General features: G+C 65.7%; 16 protein-coding genes and 1 riboswitch. Of the genes, 7 read left to right on the top strand and 9 right to left on the bottom strand.

Annotated elements, in window-relative coordinates; all coding sequences use genetic code 11:
• Nucleotides 1-15: 15 nt before the first annotated feature.
• On the top strand, nucleotides 16-729 hold the full coding sequence (locus BJI69_RS02635; protein ID WP_046966008.1) for an MtnX-like HAD-IB family phosphatase: 714 nt from the start codon (nucleotides 16-18) through the stop codon (nucleotides 727-729).
• Nucleotides 726-2,129, top strand: coding sequence for an aspartate aminotransferase family protein (locus BJI69_RS02630; RefSeq protein ID WP_046965981.1), 1,404 nt, complete (start codon nucleotides 726-728; stop codon nucleotides 2,127-2,129). The genes BJI69_RS02635 and BJI69_RS02630 overlap by 4 nt, the downstream gene beginning before the upstream one ends.
• A gap of 204 nt (nucleotides 2,130-2,333) precedes the next feature.
• Here the strand turns inward: BJI69_RS02630 and BJI69_RS02625 are convergent, their stop codons facing one another.
• Nucleotides 2,334-3,347, bottom strand: coding sequence for a YeiH family protein (locus tag BJI69_RS02625; protein ID WP_046965980.1), 1,014 nt, complete (start codon nucleotides 3,345-3,347; stop codon nucleotides 2,334-2,336).
• A gap of 91 nt (nucleotides 3,348-3,438) precedes the next feature.
• On the opposite strand from BJI69_RS02625, the gene BJI69_RS02620 reads away from it, so the two are divergent.
• The gene (locus BJI69_RS02620) at nucleotides 3,439-4,314 is read left to right on the top strand and encodes a LysR substrate-binding domain-containing protein (RefSeq protein ID WP_046965979.1); all 876 of its coding nucleotides are present in this window, start codon (nucleotides 3,439-3,441) and stop codon (nucleotides 4,312-4,314) included.
• 1 nt (nucleotide 4,315) lies between these two features.
• Here the strand turns inward: BJI69_RS02620 and BJI69_RS02615 are convergent, their stop codons facing one another.
• The 5 genes from BJI69_RS02615 to BJI69_RS02595 all read right to left on the bottom strand — a co-directional run bounded on the left by BJI69_RS02615 (nucleotide 4,316) and on the right by BJI69_RS02595 (nucleotide 11,342).
• A complete protein-coding gene (locus tag BJI69_RS02615; RefSeq protein ID WP_046965978.1) occupies nucleotides 4,316-5,305 on the bottom strand; it encodes a diguanylate cyclase domain-containing protein in 990 nt (329 codons plus the stop codon).
• Nucleotides 5,302-5,871, bottom strand: coding sequence for a chemotaxis protein CheB (locus tag BJI69_RS02610; protein WP_046965977.1), 570 nt, complete (start codon nucleotides 5,869-5,871; stop codon nucleotides 5,302-5,304). The genes BJI69_RS02615 and BJI69_RS02610 overlap by 4 nt, the downstream gene beginning before the upstream one ends.
• Entirely contained in the window at nucleotides 5,868-6,707 is an 840-nt protein-coding gene (locus BJI69_RS02605; RefSeq protein ID WP_046965976.1) for a CheR family methyltransferase, read from the bottom strand. The genes BJI69_RS02610 and BJI69_RS02605 overlap by 4 nt, the downstream gene beginning before the upstream one ends.
• Nucleotide 6,708: 1 nt before the next feature.
• Nucleotides 6,709-10,362: a response regulator gene (locus BJI69_RS02600; protein WP_046965975.1), complete on the bottom strand. Its 3,654-nt coding sequence runs from the start codon at nucleotides 10,360-10,362 to the stop codon at nucleotides 6,709-6,711.
• Between the two features lie 74 nt (nucleotides 10,363-10,436).
• Nucleotides 10,437-11,342, bottom strand: coding sequence for a CPBP family intramembrane glutamic endopeptidase (locus BJI69_RS02595; protein WP_046965974.1), 906 nt, complete (start codon nucleotides 11,340-11,342; stop codon nucleotides 10,437-10,439).
• Between the two features lie 133 nt (nucleotides 11,343-11,475).
• On the opposite strand from BJI69_RS02595, the gene BJI69_RS02590 reads away from it, so the two are divergent.
• Nucleotides 11,476-13,134 carry an FAD-dependent oxidoreductase gene (locus BJI69_RS02590; protein WP_046965973.1) on the top strand — a complete coding sequence of 553 codons (1,659 nt, stop codon included), beginning with the start codon at nucleotides 11,476-11,478 and terminating at the stop codon, nucleotides 13,132-13,134.
• Nucleotides 13,135-13,140: 6 nt separating this feature from the next.
• Here BJI69_RS02590 and BJI69_RS02585 read toward each other — a convergent pair whose 3' ends face one another.
• Complete coding sequence (locus BJI69_RS02585) at nucleotides 13,141-14,742, bottom strand: peptide chain release factor 3 (RefSeq protein WP_046965972.1); 1,602 nt, start codon at nucleotides 14,740-14,742, stop codon at nucleotides 13,141-13,143.
• Nucleotides 14,743-14,888: 146 nt separating this feature from the next.
• Nucleotides 14,889-15,917, bottom strand: coding sequence for a cysteine synthase A (locus BJI69_RS02580; protein WP_046965971.1), 1,029 nt, complete (start codon nucleotides 15,915-15,917; stop codon nucleotides 14,889-14,891).
• A gap of 229 nt (nucleotides 15,918-16,146) precedes the next feature.
• Nucleotides 16,147-16,260, top strand: a riboswitch (SAM riboswitch).
• 93 nt (nucleotides 16,261-16,353) lie between these two features.
• Between BJI69_RS02580 and metX the strand changes: the two genes are divergently transcribed.
• From metX to BJI69_RS02565, 3 genes are read left to right on the top strand one after another with little or no spacing between them, the layout of a single operon-like run.
• Nucleotides 16,354-17,391, top strand: coding sequence for a homoserine O-succinyltransferase MetX (gene metX, locus BJI69_RS02575; protein ID WP_046965970.1), 1,038 nt, complete (start codon nucleotides 16,354-16,356; stop codon nucleotides 17,389-17,391).
• A 3-nt stretch (nucleotides 17,392-17,394) separates the two neighbouring features.
• Entirely contained in the window at nucleotides 17,395-18,588 is a 1,194-nt protein-coding gene (gene metB, locus BJI69_RS02570) for a cystathionine gamma-synthase (protein WP_046965969.1), read from the top strand.
• Nucleotides 18,585-19,652 carry a homoserine dehydrogenase gene (locus BJI69_RS02565; RefSeq protein WP_046965968.1) on the top strand — a complete coding sequence of 356 codons (1,068 nt, stop codon included), beginning with the start codon at nucleotides 18,585-18,587 and terminating at the stop codon, nucleotides 19,650-19,652. The genes metB and BJI69_RS02565 overlap by 4 nt, the downstream gene beginning before the upstream one ends.
• 47 nt (nucleotides 19,653-19,699) lie before the next feature.
• Here BJI69_RS02565 and BJI69_RS02560 read toward each other — a convergent pair whose 3' ends face one another.
• Nucleotides 19,700-21,370, bottom strand: a complete 1,671-nt coding sequence (locus BJI69_RS02560) for an APC family permease (protein ID WP_046965967.1) — start codon at nucleotides 21,368-21,370, stop codon at nucleotides 19,700-19,702.
• Nucleotides 21,371-21,491: the final 121 nt, after the last annotated feature.

The raw sequence follows: 21,491 nt of genomic DNA, 5'->3' as shown, positions 1-21,491 counted from the left end.
GCTGCTTACGTTGTGCTGAGCTCACCTGACTGGAACATCCTTTGCGACTTCGACGGCACGATCGCCGTCGAGGACGTCATCGACTCATTACTGGACCGCTTCGGTCGTCCGGGCTGGGAAATCCTCGAGCGCGACTGGCGCGCCGGCGTGATCGGTTCGGCCGTGTGCATGGCCGGCCAGGTCGCCCTGTTGGACATGAGCCGCGCCGAACTGGATCGCCACCTCGACGGCCTGCACATCGACCACGGTTTTGCCGCGTTCGTGAAGGCGACGATCGAATACGGCATTCCCATGGAGATCGTCAGCGACGGCCTCGACCATGCGATTCACGCCATTCTCGCCCATCACGGCATCGACAGCCTGCCGACCGTGGCCAATCACCTGAACCAGGTCGACACGCGCGCGTGGAACCTCACCTCGCCCTTCAGTGCCAGCGGTTGCCGCAGTGGTACGTGCAAGTGCGCCCGCGTCGAAGTCGCGAAGGCGCGTGGCGGCAAGACCCTGCTGATCGGTGATGGCGCATCGGATTTCTGCGCTGCCGATCGCGTGGACTTCGTCTTCGCCAAGAACCGCCTCATCGAGCACTGCCGCGCCGCCGGTATTCCTTACGTGCCGATTGCAAGCTTCGACGAAGCCGTCGAACTGCTTCCCGCCCTGATTGACGGCACGCTGCTGCCGCAGACCGCTATGCCCATGACCGCGACGAACGTCCAGGAAATTTCCGTATGACCATCCTCTCCAAGACCCCGCAGGTCGTCATCGACGACGCGACCCTTCTCGCCGACGAAGCGAAATACTGTTCCTTTGGCGATACCGTGCATTACGTGGACCCGCCGAAGATCTTCCGTCACGCTGAAGGAAGCTACATCTACGACAGCGAGAACATCCCGTTCCTCGATCTGCAGATGTGGTACTCGGCCGTGAACTTCGGTTACGGCAACAAGCGCCTCAACGACACCCTGAAGGCGCAGATCGACCTGCTGCCGCAGGTGGCCAGCCAGTACCTGCACCAGGGCAAGATCGAGCTCGCCAAGACCATCGCGGTCGACGCCAAGCAGAAGTTCGGTCTCGACGGTCGCTGCCACTTCAACGTCGGCGGCGCACAGGCCGTGGAAGACTCGCTGAAGATCGTGCGTAACGCGCGTGGTGGCAAGAGCCTCATGTTCGCCTTCGAAGGCGGCTACCACGGTCGTACCCTCGGCGCCTCTTCGATCACCTCCAGCTACCGCTACCGTCGTCGCTTCGGCCACTTCGGCGAGCGCGCGCAGTTCATCCCGTTCCCGTATCCGTTCCGTCGCCCGAAGGGCATGACGCCGGAAGAATATTCCGATGCCTGCGTGCGTCAGTTCGAGCGCCTGTTCGAAACCGAATACAACGGCGTGTGGGACCCCAAGGTCGGCGAGGCCGAATACGCCGCATTCTACGTCGAGCCGATCCAGGGTACCGGCGGTTACGTGATCCCGCCGAAGAACTTCTTCATCGACCTCAAGAAGGTCCTGGACAAGTACGGCATCCTGATGGTCGTCGACGAAATCCAGATGGGTTTCTGGCGCACCGGCAAGCTGTGGTCCATCGAGCATTTCGGCGTGAATCCGGACGTGCTGGTGTTCGGCAAGGCGCTGACCAACGGCCTCAATCCGCTGTCCGGTATCTGGGCGCGCGAAGAGCTGATCAACCCCGAGATCTTCCCGCCGGGTTCGACCCATTCCACGTTCAATTCCAACCCGCTCGGCACCGCGCTGGGCCTGGAAGTGATCAAGATGGGCTACGAGCTCGACTACGGCACGCGTGTCGCGGAGAAGGGCAAGCACTTCCTCGACGGCCTGCGCGACCTGCAGAAGCGCCACAAGGAAATCGGTGACGTCGACGGCCTCGGCCTCGCGCTGCGTGCCGAGATCTGCACCGACGACGGCTTCACGCCGAACAAGGCCCTGCTCGACCGCATGGTCGACATCGGTCTGGCCGGTGGTCTCACCCATAACGGCAAGAAGATCGGTCTCGTGCTCGATGTCGGTGGCTGGTACAAGAACGTGATCACGTTCGCCCCGTCGCTCGACATCTCGCACGATGAAATCGACCTGGCCATCGCGTTGCTCGACCAGCTGCTGACGCTGGCCAAGCGGGGCTGATACCCGGCAGTCCATGTGGGAGCCGATTCATCGGCGATGCTTGATGGTTTGTGTGGGAGCCGATTTATCGGCGATTAGCCTTGCGGCGTCACCGCCCTGTTGGCTTTTCGCCGCTGAAGCGGCTCCCACATGTGCCTCATTCGCCGCTGAAGCGGCTCCCACATGTGCCTCATTCGCCGCTGAAGCGGCTCCCACATTTCTTTGTTACCAGCGCCCGATAAGGTGCTGCACCAGCAGGCTTGTCAGGGCGACAGCCGCCCAGACGCCGAGGCCCAGCAGGATCGGCCGCGGCCCGGTGGATGCCATGCGCCGCAGGTCCGCCGACAGGCCGATGGCCGTCAACGCCACGATGATCAGGCACTCCGCCACGAAGTGAATGACGGGCAGGGCGACTTCGGGAACGAGGCCGGCCGTACGAATGCCCGAGGCGACGAGAAACCAGAGGATGAACCAGGGAAAGATCTTCGCCAGGCTGAAGTCGGTCGCCCCGCTGCGCTTCTCGCGCCAGGCGACGATGAGGGCGATGCCCAGGCTGATCGGGATGATCAGCGTCGCCCGCGTGAGCTTGACGATCGTCGCGAAGTCACCGGCGGCGTGACTGTAGCTGTAACCGGCGGCGACCACCGAGGAGGTGTCGTTGATCGCGGTGCCCGCCCAGAGGCCGAAGCCTAGGTCGGACAGGCCCATCCAGTGGCCGAGGGCCGGAAAGAGCAGTACCGCGACGAGGTTGAACAGGAAGATCGTCGAGATGGCGAAGGCGGTGTCGTGCTCGTCCGGCTTGATGATCGGCACCACGGCGGCGATCGCCGAGCCACCACAGATGGCGGTGCCCACGCCGATCAGTAGCTTCAACTTGTCGTGCACGCGGAGTACGCGACCGAGGATCCACGCCGCGAGGCCCGCTGCGGCCACCGTAGCCAGGGTGACTGACAGCGACTCCATGCCGGTGTGGGCGACCTGGGTGAGGCTGAGACCGAAGCCCAGGGCGATGATCGACCACTGCAGCACCTGCTTCGAGGCAAAGCGGATGCCTGGCTGGAAGCGTTCTTCCGGCGGGGCGAAGTGGCGGACGAGGATGCCCAGGACGATGCCGCAGACGGCGCCACCGATCAGCGGCATCAGCCGGCCGAGCCCGAAGGCCACGGCAGCGACGGACAGGGCCAGAAGGATGCCGGGAAGGCGGGGTGCGGAGGGGGGCGGGACGGTGACAGCGGACACGGCGGCGTTTCCTTCAGGCGATACGCCATTGTCCGGCGCCTGGTTAGATAAGGATATTGAGAATGCCTGATCACGTGTATAAGAAAGACTTATGCATGCCGTCAGCCCTCGCCAGCTAGAAGTCTTCGTCGCCGTCGCCACGCTGGGAAGCGTACGCGCGGCCAGTGAGCGACTGTTCCTCAGCCAGCCGGCGGCGAGCATGGCGCTCGCCGAACTGGAACGACAAATCGGTTCGCCGCTGTTTGCGCGTGAGCGTGGGCGACTCCGCCTGAACGATCGTGGACGCGAGCTGCTGCCGTTGACGCGGGAGCTGGTCGAACGCCACGCCGAGTTCGGTCGCCGGGCCGAGGGCTCGGTGGCGGAGCTCACCGGCGATATCGGCATCGGCGCAAGCAACACGGTCGGGAATTATCTGGTCGGCGACCTCATCGGCCGCTTCGCTACCGAGCACCCCGGCGTGGCGTTGCGGCTTGGCGTCGCCAACACGGCGCGCATCGCCCAGGGCGTGCTCGATCACGATTTCGACATCGGCTGCGTCGAAGGGCCCGTCAATCACCCATCGATCGAAGCCCGGCCATGGCGCGAGGATCGCCTCGTCGTATGTGCCCGTCCCGATCATCCGCTCGCCGGGAAGGCCCGGCTCAGGCGCGAACATTTTGCGGGCGAGCGCTGGGTGCTGCGCGAACGAGGCTCGGCGACGCGTGCACTCAGCGAGCAGGCGCTGGCCGCGCTACCCGAGGGCAAGGTCGTGCTGGAGCTGGATCAGTCCGAAGCGATCAAGCAGGCCGTGATCGCCGGCCTCGGCCTGGCGTGCCTGCCCGAGGTGGCGATCGTGGACGCCGTGCAGACGGAACGGCTCGTGGTCCTGCCGACGCCGTTCCTCGACCTGAAGCGAACGCTGTCGATCCTCTTGCATCGGCAGCGCTATCGCGGGGCGGTACTGGAAGCGTTCCTGGCCAGCCTCTGATTCAGCCGAGCACGCAGCGATTCTTGCCGGATCGCTTGGCGTCGTACATGGCCGTATCGGCGGCGACCACGAGGCGGTCGTAAGCGTCACCCGGAAGGAAGAGTGTCACGCCGATACTGGCGCCGATCGTGACTCCCAGTCGTGAGTCATTGACGTCGAGCGTGTATGGCTCGGCGATCGCATCGCATAGCGTCTGGCAGCGGGCCAGGGCGGCGTCCGCATCGGCTGCATCGTTCAGGAGTACGGCGAACTCGTCACCGCCCAGGCGCGCCACGGTATCCGTATCGCGTGTGCGGCCACCGAGTCGCCCAGCGATCGCCCTCAGCAAGGCATCGCCGGCCGCGTGGCCATGACCGTCGTTGACGCCCTTGAAGCCGTCGATGTCGATATACGCCAGGGCGAACGAACCGCCATCCGCATCGCCGGCGACGATGGCATCTTCCAGGCGCTCGCGGAAGAGAATGCGATTGGGCAGGCCGGTCAGTGCATCGTGGGTCGCCTGGTGGCGAACCAGCTGTTCCATCCGCGTGCGCTCGGCGACTTCGGAAGTGAGCTGCTCGTTACGCGTCGACAGCTCGTCCAGCGCCTGTTGCAGCAAGGCGCGGGCGCGGTAGAGCTCCAGGAAGATTTTCACCTTCGACTGCAGGATGACGTCGTTGATCGGCTTGGCGATGTAGTCGACCGCGCCCGCCGTATAGCCCTTGATGCGGTTGATGTCATCGGCGTAAGCCGCGGTGACGAAAATGATCGGCGTCTCGCTGAGGTGGTCGGTCTCGGAGATGAACTGGGCCACCTCGAAGCCGTCCATCTCCGGCATGTTGACGTCCAGCAGTACGAGTGCGAACTGATGGTCCAGGCACAGGGCCAGCGCTTCATTGCCGCTGGCGGCTTCGAAGATGTCGGCATCCGCGCGTGCGAGCAGGCGGCGCATGGCAACGAGGTTGGCGGGGGTGTCGTCGACGACGAGGATCTTGGGGCGATTCGTATTCATGAAAGGCATAGTTCGTTGAGCTTGGCCGCAATGGCTTCCAGTGGCAGGCAGGCATCGGCGCCCGCGGCCTCGAGGCCGGCAAGGGGCATGACATCCGATTCCGCGGTAAGGGGGTCCTGCACGATGGCGTATCCACCGGCATGACGGACGGCGACCAGTCCCTGGGCGCCGTCGGAGTTGGCGCCGGTCAGGAGCACGGCGATGAGTCCATCGCGCCACGCATCCGCCGCGGTTTCGAAAAGCACGTCGATCGATGGTCGCGCGTAAGCGACTTTCGCATCGACGCTGAGCGAGAAATGAAAGTTTGGTTCGACCATCAGGTGATAGCCGCTCGGCGCGACGTGGATCACGCCGGGATCGGCGGGAGCCCTCTCGTTGGCCTCGACGACCGGCAGGCGCGCGTAGCGGCCCAGCAAGTCGACCAGGATGGTGACGTCGGCTGATGCGGTATGACAACAGATCACGACCGGCACACCCAGCTGCGTGTCGAGACCGGGCAGCAGGCGTTGCAGGGCGGTGAGCCCCCCGGCGCTACAGCCGATCACGATCGCCTGGCGCGCCTTCATCGGCTGAGTGCCCGCGCGCCGGTACCACCGACCTGGTAGATGCGCAGCGCGTGCTCCACATCGGTGAAGCCGGCGCCGGCCGGCGAGAAATCGATGTTCTCGCGCGTGCCCAGGCAAAGGAATCCGCCGCGGACGAGGCTATTCCGGAACAGGCCGAGCGTCCGGTCCTGCAAGGGGTTGCTGAAGTAGATGAGCACGTTCCGGCACAGGATGAGATGTGCCTCGCAGAACACCTCGTCGGTGACCAGGTTGTGGTTGAAGAAGGTGACGTTGCGACGGAGACGCTGGTCGAGTTTGATGAAGTCGTAGCGTGCGCTGTAGTAGTCGCTCAGCGAGTGGCTGCCGCCAGCTTCCATGTAGTTGCGCGACCAGTCGCGCGCCTCGCGGGTGGCGTAGATGCCATCCGCGGCGATGGCCAGCGCGGCGTCGTTGAAGTCGGTGGCGTAGATGCGCGAACGTTCGTACAGCCCGGCTTCCTCGAGCAGGATAGCGAGCGAGTAGACCTCCTGGCCGTGTGCGCAGCCGGCCTGCCAGATGTTGATCTCGGGGTACGAGGCCAGCACCGGGAACACCTTGTCGCGCAGGGCGCGGAACACGGGCGGATCGCGGAACATTTCCGACACCGGTACCGACAGACCCTCGATCACGCGGGCGACGAAGCCATCCTCGTGGAGCAGTCGGCTATTGAGCTCACTGATCGACGCGACGCCGTGGGTGCGGACCAGCTGCTGCACGCGCCGCTTCAGTGAGGCGGGCGCGTACTCACTGAAGTCGTAGCCATGCCGCAGTTGCATGGCGCGGACGAACAGCTGGACCTCGATGTCTTCGATATCCACTTCAGCTCCGGGTCGGCAGCCAGACGCGGATCATCGACAGGAGGCGGTCCACGTCGATCGGCTTGGATAGATAGTCGTTGGCGCCGGCTTCCAGGCACTTCTCGCGGTCACCGCGCATCGCTTTGGCGGTCAGCGCGATGATCGGCACCTTGGCGACTTCGGGCCGCGCGCGGATCGCGCGCATCGTGTCGTAGCCATCCATCACCGGCATCATGATGTCCATGAGGACCAGCTCGATGCCCTTGTCGCTGTCCATGGTGTCGAGCGCTTTCTGCCCGTCCTGCGCCATGACCACATCGATGCCCTTGGCACGCAGCACCTTCGATAGCGCGAACAGGTTGCGCATGTCGTCGTCGACCAGCAGCAGGCGCCGACCGCGCAGGCCAGCTTCGTCGACGCCGCCGGCCGCGGTGGCGGCTTCGTCGCGCGCGCCGCCGCCATGGCGGATCGAGTGCAGGAACAGGCTCACCTCGTCGAGGAGGCGGTCCGGCGAGCGCGCGCCCTTCACCACGATGCTGTCGGTGTACTGGCGGATCTTCATGCTCTCTTCGCGGCTCAGGTCGCGACCCGAGTAGACGACGACCGGCGGCGTATGGCCGCCACGCGAGAGGTGCTCGAGGAAGTCGATACCGGACATGCCCGGCAAGCCCAGATCGAGCACGATGCAGTCGAAGACCGTGTGCGAGGTTTTCGACAGGGCTTCTTCGCCCGATGAGGCTTCCTCGATCACGACCGAATCGTCCTTGAGGAGGGTACGCACGGCCGTGCGTGCGCTGGCGTCGTCATCGACCACGAGCAGGTGCCGCGTGCGGCCGGTGGCGAAATGCAGCATGCGGTCGAAGGCGTTGGCGATGGACTCGCGACTGACCGGCTTGGTCAGGAAGCCGACGGCCCCCAGTTCCATGCCGCGCGTCGCATCGTCGGTCGCCGAGATGAAGTGGACCGGGATGTGCCGCGTGGCGACGTCGCCCTTCAGGCGCTCGATCACGGTCCAGCCGTCCATGCCCGGAAGCATGACGTCGAGCAATATGCCGGTGGGGCGATAGCGCTTGGCCAGGGCGAGTCCGGATTCGCCATCGCCCGCGGCAAGCACGCGGTGGCCCTTGCGGTGGACCATGTCGGCCAGGATCCGGGCGAACGCGGGATCGTCCTCGATCACCAGGATGACGGTGTCACCGGCAGCGAGCGATGCACGGTCGTCGTCGATGGTCTCGGCGATCAAGCCGGGCGAGAGCGGCAGCGTTGCTTCGGCGGCCGCCTGCTGCAAGGGTACCGGGTCCGCAAGGCGGCCGGTGTCGGGTGCGTCTTCGGGCAGGTAGACGGTGAACGTGCTGCCTTGCCCCGCTTCGCTGGCCAGTACGATGTCGCCGCCGAGCAGCATGGCGATGCGTCGCGAGATAGCCAGGCCCAGCCCCGTACCGCCGTACTGGCGGCTGGTGCTGGCATCCACCTGTTCGAAGGCATGGAAGACGCGCTGCATCTTGTCGTCGGGAATGCCGATGCCGGTATCGCTGACCGCGAAGGCGATCGTCGTCTCGGGAACCAGGCCATCCGGGAGCACGCTACCCGCCGGCGGGCGCGAGACGTGCAGGCGTACGGTGCCCCTGGCGGTGAACTTGAAGGCATTGCTCAGCAGGTTGTTGGCGACCTGCTCGAGCTTGGCGCCATCCGTGCGGATGGTGGCCGGCAGGCCCGCATCCATGTCTACGGAAAAGGCGAGTTTCTTTTCCTGGGCAACATGGTTGAACGTGCGGGTGAGCGTGCGGGCGAGGTCGGCCAGGGGGAAGGTGTCGACCACCAGGTCCATCTTGCCGGCTTCGACCTTCGAGAGGTCGAGGATGTCGTTGATCAGCCGCAGCAGGTTGGATCCGGCGTCGTGGATGATCCTCGCCGATTCCACCTGCTCGCCCGAAAGGTTTTCCTCGTCATTGTCGGCAAGGCTGCGCGAGAGGATCAGCAGGCTGTTCAGCGGCGTGCGCAGCTCGTGCGACATGTTGGCGAGGAACTCGGACTTGTACTGGCTCGCGCGCGCCAGCTCCTCGGCCTTGCCCTGGGTGTCCTTCTGCAGCGTCTCGAGGGCGTCCTTCTGCTCGTTGAGGGTGACGCTCTTCTCGCGCAGTTCCTCGTTCGAGGCGTGCAGCTCCTCGGTCTGCACGCGCAGCTCTTCTTCGGAAGCAACCAGCCGCTGCGACTGTTCCTGCAGCTCGGTCGTCTTGGTCTTCAGTTCTTCATTGGTCGAACGCAGGTCTTCCTGCTGGCTGCGCAAGGCCTCTTCGGAGGCGCGCAGCTCATCGGCCTGGCTCTGCGTCTGTTCGAGCAGCGCGCGGGTACTGATCGCGCGGCCGAGGTTTTCCAGCGACAGCGCAACGATCGGCATCAGCTCTTCGAGCAGGCGGTCCTCGATGGCGGTGAGGTGGGCGAAGCTGCCGATTTCCACGACGCCGAGCAGGTTCTCGCGCGAGGTGACAGGCAACACCACGATGCTGCGCGGCGCCCCTTCGCCCGTGCCCGAATGGATGCGGGTGTAGTCCTCGGGAACGTCCTGCAGGACGATCGTGCGGCGCTCCGCCGCCGCCTGGCCAACCAGGCCTTCGCCGAGCTGGTATTCGGACGTGACATGGCGGCGCTCCTTGAAGCCATACGTGCCCAGGCGCTCCAGGCGCGTGGTGTCCTCGTGGTACAGGTAGAAAACGCCCAGGCCGGCCTTCATCACCGGAACCAGTTCGGTCACCAGCACGTCGGCGAACTCGCGATACGTCGTCGCACCCTGCAGCCTGTTGGAGATCGAGGTCACCGTGGACTTCAGCCAGGTCTGGCCCGCGGTCTCGATCGACATTTCCTTGAAGACCTGCAGGGCGCGCGCGATCTCGCCGATCTCGTCGCGGCGGGTGAGCTGGCGCACCTCGATGCTGTGGTCATGGGCGGCCAGGCGCGACATCAGCTCGGTCATGCGCACGATCGGGCGGGTGATCAGGCGGAAGGTCATGCTGATGACGAAAAGGCCGAAGGCCAGGCAGGCCAGCAGCGAAACGATGTCGATGTACTTGGTCGCAACGAGGACGTCGTCCAGCGCGCCGTTGCGGGTGTCGAGCAGGACGCGCTCCGTCGCCGACATCTCGTCGATCAGCTTGCGCACGTCGGCCATGATGACGGTGCGGTGACTGAGGTAGTCGTGGCGGATGGACTCGCGCGCGAGTGCGCCTTCCGGCGTGTCCGCATTGCCAATGGCCCGCATGGGCTCGAGGGCGTACTTGGTGACCTCGGCCTTCCAGCGGTCGAGCATGTCCTGCAGGCGGTCGATGCGCGACTGCTGCAAGGGGTTGTCGGCGGTGAGCTGGCGCAGGCTGGCCAGACTCCGGACGAGGTCCCGGTCCGCGGTCTCGAAATCGGCGTACTCGGTGTCGGACTGGGTGAGCAGGAATCCGCGCGAAGCGACCTGGCGCATCTGCGCGTCATTGTTTACATCGGCGAGGGTGAGCAACACCACATAGGTGTGCTTGGACCAGTCCCGCGTGTCGTTTTCCCGCCACAGCGACCCGAGGTTGGCAATGCAGGCCGCGACGAAGAGGGCCAGCAAGGCGCCGATGGCGATGACGATCTTGCGCTGTAGCGGCTGGTCGGCGAGCCAGTTGCGCTGCTTTTCGTTGGAGGACATGCGATGACCGGTCAGGGGTTCAGGAGGTAACAATGCCACCGTTACGTGGCGTTCTGCACTTTAACGGCCTTTGCTCAGCCAGGTTGAGTGCCGGGTCTTCTCCACGGCGGCGGGACGAGGCTGCCGCGGCGGATCGCCACGGCAAGACATACGGAGGTGGCGAGCGAACAGATGCACAGGGCGACGACGGAGGCTTCGGCGCCGAAGGCGCCCCCCGTGAGCCAGGTGGGTCCCTGCATGTGCGAGGCGAGCAGGCCACGTTGCTCGAAGCCCGAGACGGGGATGCCGTAGAACGGGCCCTGGGCGACGTTCCACGCGGCATGGGCGCCCATGCAAACCCAGAGCGAGCGGGTGACGTGGTAGAGGAGGCCGAACAGCAGGCCTGCCTCGAGGGCGATGGCGACGACGCTCCAGGCGGTCGCATTGGGGTTCCAGGCGTGCAGGCCGCCGAAGACCGCGGCCGAGACCAGCAAGGCGGCCCAGGTGCCGAGGCCTTCCTCGATGATGCGGAAGATCACGCCGCGACTGACGATTTCCTCGCCGATACCCGCCCCGACCCCCATGACGAGGATGCGTCCGACCCAGTCGACGTCGCGGTTCACGCCGTCGACGACGAAGGCGCCCAGCGCCCACAGGGTCGCCACGATCAGGGAGAAGCACAGCGCGCCTCCCATCAGGCCGAGGAGCAGGTGGGGCGCGGCCTTTGCCGGCGCGAGTTCGTCGACCCGGCGCCGCTCCAGCAGCCCCACCAGCAAGGCATAGGCCAGCACGATGGGCCCCAGTCGCAGCAGTTCCATCACCAGCGTGGTGTCGCGAAAGGGAACGAATCCCGGGGGCAGTCCCAGCGCGGTCCACGCCTCGCCGGCGACCCATTGGAACAGCTTCAGCAAGGTGAAGAAAACGACCAGCCTGGCGATCGGCGATCGAAGCAGGCGGGCCGGGCGGCCCGGTGGTGTGACGACGGTCTCGGCAGCGAACATGGATCTCTCGGCGTGGGACTTGCGGCCGCAGTCTACGCAGGCATGATGGTGCTCCGATACAAGAAGGCCGGCGGCACGTCCGCTAACGTGACAGCCGCGGGCTGTCGCGCCCGATACCCACTGGAATTGCACGATGGCCATACCGTCCGAAAACGATCCGTCGAGCCCGATGAATCGCCGTGAGCAGACCTTCCCGCACCTCAACGAGGAGATGTCCGCTCGGCTGGTGAAATACGGGGTGGAGGAGGTCGTGCCCGCCGGCACGATGCTGTTCCGTCGCGGTGAGCGCCGCGTCGACTATTTTTTCGTGATCGAGGGCTCCATCGAGGTTTACGACACGGCCGAGGACGGCACGCCGAACATCTTCGTCGTGCACGGTCCCAACCAGTTCACCGGTGAAGTGGACCTCTTCAGCGAACGCAAGATCATGGTCAACGGGCGGGCGGGCACGGAGACCCGCCTGGTGCGCATGAATCCGGCCAGTTTCCGCAAGCTGGTTTCGGGCGAGCCGGACATCGGCGAAATCATCATGCGCGCCTTCATCCTGCGGCGCGTGGGGTTGATCCAGAGCGGCCAGGGCGGGGTGATCCTGGCGGGCTCGGCGCACGCTGCGGACACCGCCCGGCTGCGCAGCTTCCTGATCCGCAATGGCTACCCGTACCGCCTGCTCGATACGGATATCGACGAGGACGCCCGGCACCTGCTCGACGGCTTCGGACTCGATCCGAGCGAGTGCCCCGTGGTGATCATGCCGGACCGGCGCGTGCTGCGCTGCCCGACCAATGGCGAACTCGCTGACGACCTTGGCATCAGCATCGAACTGGACAAGGACCACGTCCACGACGTCGTGGTGGTCGGAGCCGGTCCGGCTGGACTGGCCGCCGCCGTCTACGCGGCCTCCGAAGGGCTCGACACCCTGGTCATCGAGTCGCTCGCGCCCGGCGGGCAGGCCGGTACCAGTTCGAAGATCGAAAACTATCTGGGCTTCCCGACCGGCATTTCGGGTCAGGCACTGTCGGGTCGTGCCCAGGTGCAGGCGATGAAGTTCGGCGCGCATATGGCGATCGCGCGCACCGTGGAAAGCGTCGATTGCGGTGGTCACCCTTACCGGCTCACCCTGGACGACGGCAGCGTCGCATCGGCCCGCGCCATCGTGATCGCCACAGGGGCGCGCTATCGCAAGCTCGAGCACGTCGACTACGAACGTTTCGAGGGCCAGGGTATCCACTACGCGGCCACCGCGATGGAAGCGCAGCTGTGCGCGGGAGAAGAGGTGGCCGTGGTCGGCGGTGGCAACAGTGCGGGCCAGGCGGCGATGTTCCTCGCACGCACGGTCGCCCACGTGCATATCCTGGTTCGCGGCAACGGACTGGCCGCGACCATGTCGGACTATCTCGTGCAGCGCATCCTGCAGTCCCCGCGTATCACCCTGCACACGCACTGCCAGATCGATCACCTCGATGGCGATGCCTACCTGCGTGAAGTGGGCTGGTCGTGCAGCGCCGGTGGTGCGCAGGAGCGCAAGAAAATCGGTGCGTTGTTCGTGATGATCGGCGCCGAGCCGAATACCTCGTGGTTGCAGGGCTGTCTGGACCTGGACAAGAAGGGCTTCGTACTGACCGGTCGCGATGCGGACGGTTACGCCACGCCGTCGCCTTATGCGACGACGCTACGTGGTGTCTTCGCCGTCGGTGACGTGCGCTCGGGCTCGGTCAAGCGCGTGGCGTCCGGTGTGGGCGAGGGCTCGGTGGTCGTCCAGGCCATCCACCGGTTCCTCAACCCACCTCTTTAATCGGTGTTACACGTCGACTGAGGCGGCGTGTTCGCGGGTGGCGGCGAAGCGCACGGTCGGCCAGCGTTCCTGGGCGAGCTGCAGGTTCACGCGTGTCGGAGCCAGGTAAACCAGCTCGCCCGCGCCGTCGATCGCCAGGTTGCCGGCGTTCTTCTCGCGGAATTCCTCGAGCTTTTTCGGGTCGTCGCAGTGGATCCATCGCGCGGTGGAGACCCCCACCTGTTCGAACGCCGAATCCACGTTGTATTCGTCCTTCAACCGATAGGCGACGACGTCGAACTGCAGCACGCCGACGGCGCCCAGGATGAGATCGTTCGACATCAGCGGGCGGAAGAACTGCGTGGCGCCTTCTTCGGACAGCTGCGCGAGACCCTTTTGCAGGGCCTTCATCTTCATCGGGTCGCGCAGGCGTGCACGACGGAACAGCTCCGGCGCGAAATTGGGGATGCCGGTGAACGAGAGTGGCTCGCCTTCGGTGAAGGTGTCGCCGATGGTGATGCTGCCGTGGTTGTGCAGGCCGATCACGTCACCGGGGTAGGCGCGCTCGACGATCTCGCGATCGGAGGCCATGAAGGTCAGTGCATTGGCGATGCGCACTTCCTTGCCCGTGCGCGTCTGCTGCATCTTCATGCCCGCGGTATACGTGCCTGAGCACACGCGCATGAAGGCAACGCGGTCGCGATGCGCCGGATCCATGTTCGCCTGGATCTTGAAGACGAAGCCGGTGAGCTTCTCTTCGTCGGGCTTCACTTCGCGCGTGAGCGTGTCGCGCGAGCGCGGCGACGGGGCATGTTCGACGAAGAAGTCGAGCAGCAGCTGCACGCCGAAATTGTTCACCGCCGAGCCGAAGAAGACAGGCGTCTGCTTGCCTGCGAGGTAGGCGTCGATGTCGAACGGATTCGATGCGCCGATCACCAGTTCGAGTTCCTCGCGCAGTTCGTCCAGCGCGGCCTGGCCGATGCGCGCGGCGAGATCCGGATGGTCGAGACCCTTGAAGATGGTCGAATCCTGGCGGGTGGCGTTCTTGCCCGGTTCGAAGACATGCACTTCGTCGAGAAGCACGTGGTAGACACCCTTCAGGCGCGAACCCATGCCGATCGGCCAGGTGAGTGGTGCGCAGGCGATGCCGAGCACGGACTCGACTTCATCGAGCAGTTCGATCGGTGAACGGCCTTCGCGATCGAGCTTGTTGATGAAGGTCATGATCGGCGTGTCACGCAACCGGCAGACTTCCATCAGCTTGATGGTGCGTTCCTCGACGCCCTTCGCGCAGTCGATCACCATCAGGGCCGAGTCGACCGCGGTGAGCACACGATAGGTATCTTCCGAGAAGTCCGCGTGGCCCGGGGTGTCGAGCAGGTTCACGATGGCGTCGTCGTACGGGAACTGCATGACCGACGAGGTCACCGAGATGCCGCGTTCCTTTTCCAGTGCCATCCAGTCGGAGGTGGCGTGGCGCGCCGCCTTGCGGCTCTTCACCGAGCCGGCCATCTGGATCGCGCCGCCGAACAGCAGCAGCTTTTCGGTCAGCGTCGTCTTGCCGGCGTCAGGATGGCTGACGATGGCGAAGCTGCGCCGGCGGCGGGTTTCGGTGAGGTGTGAGGACATGGTCTGGGCCGGAATGGATAGGCTAACCGCTTATTCTATCAGCGAATTGGCCTGTGGGAGCCGATTCATCGGCGATCCCGCGGCAGCGGGCCAGGGTGTGGCATGCACCCATTCGCCGCTGAAGCGGCTCCCACATGAATCGGCTCCTATCGGTCCGCGGCGGCCGGAAAGGCCTCGTCCAGCCACGTCGGCACGGGGATGCCCTTGCTGCGCAGGAAGTCCGGATTGAACAGCTTGGCCTGGTAGCGCATGCCGCCGTCGCAAAGGACGGTGACGATGGTGTGGCCGGGGCCCAGTTCGCGGGCCAGCCGCAGGGCGCCGGCCACGTTCACGCCGCTGGAGCCGCCGACGCAGTAACCCTCGCGGCGGAGCAGGTCGTGGAGCACGGGGACCGACTCGTCGTCCGGGATGGAGTAAGCGACGTCGATCGGCGCTCCCTCGAAATTGGCGGTGATACGGCTGTTGCCGATGCCCTCGCTGATCGAGCTGCCTTCACCGACCAGCTCGCCCGTTTGAACGTAGCGGGCGAAGATCGAGCCCGCGGGATCGGCCAGCGCGATCCGGATATCGGGGCGGTGGCGCTTCAGGGCCCGGCCCACGCCGGCAATGGTGCCCCCGGTGCCGGCGGCGCAGACGAAGCCGTCGATCTGGCCGCTGGTCTGCTCCCAGATCTCCCGGCCGGTATGGGCCTCGTGCCAGTCGCGATTGGCGGTGTTGTCGAACTGATTGGCGAACCAGGCGCTGCCGGGGTCCGTCGCGTTCATTTCCTCGGCCAGCCGGCGGGCGGTCCGCGCGTAGTGGCCGGGATCCGTGAACGGAACCACGGGGACGAGGCGGACCTGGGCACCGGCGACGTGAAGCGCGTCGATCTTTTCCCGGCTCTGGGTGTCAGGCATGACCACCAGGGTGCGGTATCCGCGGCTGGCACCCAGCAGGGCCAGGCCGATGCCGGTATTGCCAGCCGTGCCCTCGACCAGGGTGGCGCCGGGGCGCAGCAGGCCCTGCCGCTCGGCATCCTCGAGCAGGCCGAGCGCCGTGCGGTCCTTGACCGAGCCGCCCGGATTCAGGAATTCGGCCTTGCCCAGGATCTCGCAGCCGGTGGCCTCCGAGGCATGCCGCAGGCGGAGGAGGGGCGTGTTGCCGACGGCGGCGGCGAAGCTGGCGTAGGTGGTCATAGGCCAATGCTAGCGCCTTCCGGGGGTCGTTGTCGGTGGGTCGCGCTCTATGTAGGAGCCGATTCATCGGCGATAAGGCCCGTCTACGTAGCCACGCCCTATCGCCGATGAATCGGCTCCTACAAGGGCTTCTGCGGCCTACTCGCAGTGTTCATGCGAACAGCCTTCTGGACATCTGGACGTCTAAACGGCTGTTGACAGGTCTCGGGTCCGGGCGTATCGTCGGTTTCACTCATCGAGACCGGCTGAGGGACAGGCCCTTTGAAGCCGGGGCAACCTGCGGATTTCCGCGACGGTGCCAACTCCTGCGGGGCGTGTCTTCACGTCAGCCGATAGATGGGATGTCCTAAGCGGGCATGCGTTCGCGCATCCGCTGCAGGGCACCTCCGACTGACGGTTCCCCGCGGGGCTCGATCCCGAACGCAGGAACCCGGACATGTCAGCAGAGCCACACATCGTGATCTCCCTCACCGAAGCGGTCGTCTCTCCCGCGCCGCGCACCGCGGCCGATCTCACCGAGCAGCGCGGCACCCGCCAGGTCTCGTTCACGCCGAAGTACGGCAGCGACGCGGTCCAGGTGGACGTCCACTACCTGTGGTGTGGCGCGGCGCACGCACCGACGATCATCGTGCAGGGCGGTATCTCCGCCGACCGCGATGTCTGCACCGGTCGGGAGCGGTCCAGCGGCTGGTGGCAAGAGCTGGTCGGTCGTGGCGCTGCCCTCGACCTCGATCATTACCGCGTGCTGTCGATCGACTGGCTGGTGCCGGCCGACCTCGGCGGCGCCGACTCGGTCTCGAGCGAAGACCAGGCGGCGGCGCTGGCGGCACTCGTCGACGAGTTGGGCATCGGTCGCGTGCACGCCTTCGTTGGCTCGTCCTACGGCGCGATGACCGGTCTCGCGTTCGCGGCGAATCACCCGGACAAGCTCAGGTCGCTCGTCCTTCTTGCAGGCGCCCACCGTCCGCATCCGCTCTCCACCGCACAGCGCTCGATCCAGCGCAGCATCGTCCGGCTCGGCGTGGAGTCAGGCCGCACGGACGAGGCACTCGCCCTCGCACGGCAGCTGGCCATGACGACGTACCGGGGCAGCGAAGAGTTCTCGCGTCGTTTCGCTGCCGGTCCGGAGCTGCGCGACGGTCGCTTCCACTTCCCGGTGGAGGATTACCTCGAGCACGCCGGGCGCCGTTTCGTCGAGCGTTTCGAGGCGGAGCGTTTCCTCGCCCTGTCCGAATCGATCGACCTGCACGACGTGGCGCCGGAGCGTGTCGCCGCACCGACGACCCTGGTCGGTTTCCCGTCCGATCGACTCGTTCCCCTGGCCGACCTGTGCGAGCTGCAGCGTCGCCTCGCTGGCACCGCCACCCTCGAAGTCGTGGAATCGCCCTATGGCCACGACGCCTTCCTGAAAGAAACCGTGCAGCTCGCTCCCGTGCTGCGTCACGCACTCAACGACTGTCGCGGAGACCACTAAGTCATGACCGATTCCCGCCTTTGTACCCGCGCCGTGCGCGCCGGTATTGAATCCGACACGCAGCACGGCGCCGTCGTGCCGCCGTTGCACCTGTCCACGAACTACGCGTTCGAGGGTTTCGGTCGCAAGCGTGCTTATGATTATTCGCGCAGCGGAAATCCCACGCGCGACCTCCTTGGCGAAGCACTGGCCGAGCTCGAGGAGGGCGCCGGTGCGGTGGTGACCGGTAGCGGCATGTCGGCCGTGGCGCTCGCCCTCGAGCTCGTTCCGGCCGGAGCCCTCGTGCTCGCCGCCCACGACTGCTACGGCGGCACATGGCGCCTGCTCGACGCCTGGGCGAAGAAGGGTCGTTTCAGCGTTCGCTTCGTCGACTTCACCGACCCCACGGCGCTCGCCGATGGCCTGGCTGCCCGGCCGGCGCTGGTCTGGATCGAAACGCCGTCCAATCCGCTGCTGCGGATCACCGACGTGCGCCACGTCTCGCAGGCGGCTCATGCGGTCGGTGCGCTCGTCGTCGTCGACAACACGTTCCTCTCGCCCGCCCTGCAGCAGCCGCTGAAACTGGGCGCCGATATCGTCGTGCACTCGACCACGAAGTACATCAACGGCCACAGCGATGTCGTCGGCGGTGCCGTGATCGCGGCGGACCAGGCTGTCGCCGAACAGCTGAAGTGGTGGGGCAACTGCAACGGACTGACCGGTTCACCGTTCGACAGTTTCCTCACGCTGCGTGGCGTGCGTACGTTGGCCGTCCGCCTGCGTGCGCATGAAGAGAATGCCCATCGCATCGCCGAGCGCCTGGACAAACACGATGCGGTCTCGCGCATTTACTATCCTGGTCTTGCCTCGCATCCCGGTCACGCCTTGGCTCAACGTCAGCAGAAGGGCTTCGGCGCGATGCTGAGTTTCGAGATCGCCGGCGGTAACGACGCGATCGAAGCCTTCGTCGACGGCCTGCGCTATTTTTCGCTGGCCGAGTCGCTCGGCGGCGTGGAAAGCCTTGTCGCTCATCCGGCAACGATGACGCACGCATCGATGGCTCCCGAGGCTCGCGCGGTAGCGGGCATTTCGGACAGTCTTCTGCGTCTGTCGGTTGGCATCGAAGACGGTGATGACCTGCTGGCCGACCTCGACGCGGCACTGGCCCGTGCCGCAGCGGTCGCCTCCGTTACCTCGAAACGCAAGGTCGGCGCATGAGCGCGGTGGTCGTGGCTCCTATCGTCGATGTGCCGCCGCGCACGGCTGTCGTACTGCTGGGCACGGGTGTCGTGGGCCGCGCGCTGCTGACGCTGTTGGCCACACCAGCGGCACGCTCGCTACGGCTCGTCGGTGCCGCCAATTCGAAGCGGCAGCACGCGTTCGCCGGCGGTGTTGTCGCGGGTGAAATCGCCGAGCGGCTGAGCAAGGGCAGGGATGGGCGCGAGAATGCGTCGCTGCTCGCCGCGCTGGACGAGACGGGTGCCGAACGTAAAGTGGTGATCGACGCCACGGCCTGCGCGATCGAGGCGAGCCGTCATGCCGAATGGCTTTCGGCGGGATATCACGTCGTGACGGCAAACAAGGCGCTTGCCGGTGGCCAGCTTTCCGGCTGGCGTGCGCTTCAGGCAGCATCGGCTAACGGTAGTGTGTACGGCGACGCCGCCACTGTCGGAGCCGGCCTGCCGGTCCTGTCCACCCTGCGTCGCCTGCGCCAGTGCGGCGACAGCCTGTTGACTCTCGAAGGCGTTTTCTCCGGGTCGTTGTCCTGGTTGTTCAACCAGTACGACGGCAGCCGCCCGTTCTCGGCCTTGCTGCGCGATGCCCGTCGCCTCGGTTTCACCGAGCCCGATCCTCGCTCAGATCTTTCTGGCGAAGACGTGGCACGCAAGCTGCTGATCATTGCTCGCAACGCGGGTTTTTCGCTCGGTAGCGAGGAAGTGGAAATCGAGAGTCTGGTGCCGGAGGCACTGCGCGCATTGGATACGAAGTCTTTCCTTGAACGCCTCGAAGAACTCGACAAACCGCTGCTTCAACGGCAGGAGGCGGCGAGCGCGAACGGCAAGGTGCTTCGCTATCTCGCGCGACTGAATCAGCGCGGTCGCGCCCGCGTCGGCCTGTTCGAAGTTGGCCCAGAGCATCCCGCATCGCGTCTGTCTGGCACGGATAACCAGTTTGCTCTCACGACCACGCGCTATCACGCGACGCCGCTCGTCATCCAGGGTCCAGGCGCCGGGCCGGAGATCACGGCGCAAGCACTGCTCGGCGACGTGCTGGCTATCTAGCGCGACGGCTCCCACAAAAAAACCGCCCCGAAGGGCGGTCGATTCGATCAGCGCTGGCCAGTGACCCTGGCCGCTTCGTCCGCACTAGGCGGCACCACCGGCTCATCCCCGTGCATCTCGTCGTGGTTGAAGCGCGCTGCTTCGACCATCGGCGTCCGCCAGCCGGCGGAAATGCCCCAGAAATAGAAGACGATGCCGATCACCGCGACGACGGCCAGGTCGTAGCCGTACGGAATGTAGTTGTGGCCGCCGAAGGTCGAGCTGCCCGCGTACGACACGAGTGCAATCGTCGGCAGGTAGGCGATCAGCCACCAGGCGCCGGCGAGGTGACGGCGGAAGTCGTCCCAGCCACTCTTGGCGGTGTAGTAGAAGTACAAGGGCAAGGCGATGACCATCAGCAGGATGATCTCGCCGGTGAGCGGCCACTTCGCCCAGTACAGCAGTTCGGTGGCGAAGATGAAGGCGAGCGCGGCGAGCAACGGCAGGCCGGGGATGCGCAACGGACGCTTCATCTCCGGTGCCGTGCGACGCAGGGTCATGACGCTGACCGGGCCGGTGAGATACGAAATGATCGTCGACACCGAGATCACCGCTGCCAGGGTGCCCCAGCCACGGAAGAAGAACAGGAACAGGAAGCTCACCACCAGGTTCAGCCACATGGCCGGGCGCGGAATGCCGAAGCGCGGGTGGATATGGCCGAAGATCTTCGGCAGCTGGCCGTTGCGCTCCATGGCGTAAATCATGCGCGCGGTGGTGGCCGTGTAGGTGGCGCCGGTGCCACTGGGGCTGACGAAGGCATCCGCGTACAGCAGGATCGCCATCCAGTTGATCATCAGGGCCGTGGCCAGCTGGGCGAACGGCGAGGCGTACTCGAGGCCGGCCCAGCCCTTGCCGAGCTGGTCGGGCGGGACCGCGCCGATAAAGGCGATCTGCAGCAACACGTAGACCACGGTCGCCAGCAGGATCGAGCCGATCACCGCAAAGGGCACGCTGCGCCCGGGATTGCGTGCTTCGCCGGCCAGGTTCACCGGACTCTGGAAACCGTTGAAGCTGAAGACGATGCCCGAGATCGCGACGGCGGTGAGGATCGACGAGATGTCGATCGCGTGGGTGCCGCCGGTGGCGCCGATGTGGAAGTTGCCCGGGTTATAGCTCGTGCAGATAAGCGCGATACCCGTGGCGGCCGGAACGACGAGCTTGAAGACGGTGATCGCCGTATTGCTCTTGGCGAACAGCTTCACACTCCAGAAGTTCAGGAAGAAGTAGACCATCACCAGCACGGCGGCGATCGCCAGACCCGGCGGCGTCAGCTCGCCGTGGCCGGCGGTCACCACGTAGAGGCCCTTGGTCCACTGCGCCCATTCCCACGGCCAGGAGGCCATGTACTGGACGGAGGCTTCGGCCTCGACGGGGATCACCGAGACGATGGCGATCCAGTTGGCCCAGCCGGCGATGAAGCCGACCAGCGACCCGTGGGAGTAGTGGCCATAGCGCACCATGCCGCCGGACTCGGGGAACATCGCACCCAGTTCCGCGTAGGTCAGGGCGATGAAGAGGATGATGACGGCGCCGATGATCCAGGCGTAGACGGCGCCGGGACCAGCGAGCTGGGCGGCGTGCCAGGCGCCGAACAGCCAGCCTGAGCCGATGATCGAGCCCAGGCCGGTCAGCATCAGGGCGAAAGCGCCGACGTCGCGGCGGATAGCGTGGTGGGACATGATGACTCCGGTCGGACGGGACGGGGGAACCCGGCCCATGGCGGCACAAGGGCGGGATCATGACAGCCCCGGCCGCGCATGTCAGCCAGCGCGCGCCGTCGCCCAACCGGGCTCGCGTCGA

This window comes from Luteibacter rhizovicinus DSM 16549 (genome assembly GCF_001887595.1).
Classification (GTDB): Bacteria; Pseudomonadota; Gammaproteobacteria; order Xanthomonadales; family Rhodanobacteraceae; genus Luteibacter; species Luteibacter rhizovicinus.
Note: the sequence above shows the minus strand (reverse complement) of the source record. Positions and strands in the feature narration are given on the sequence as shown.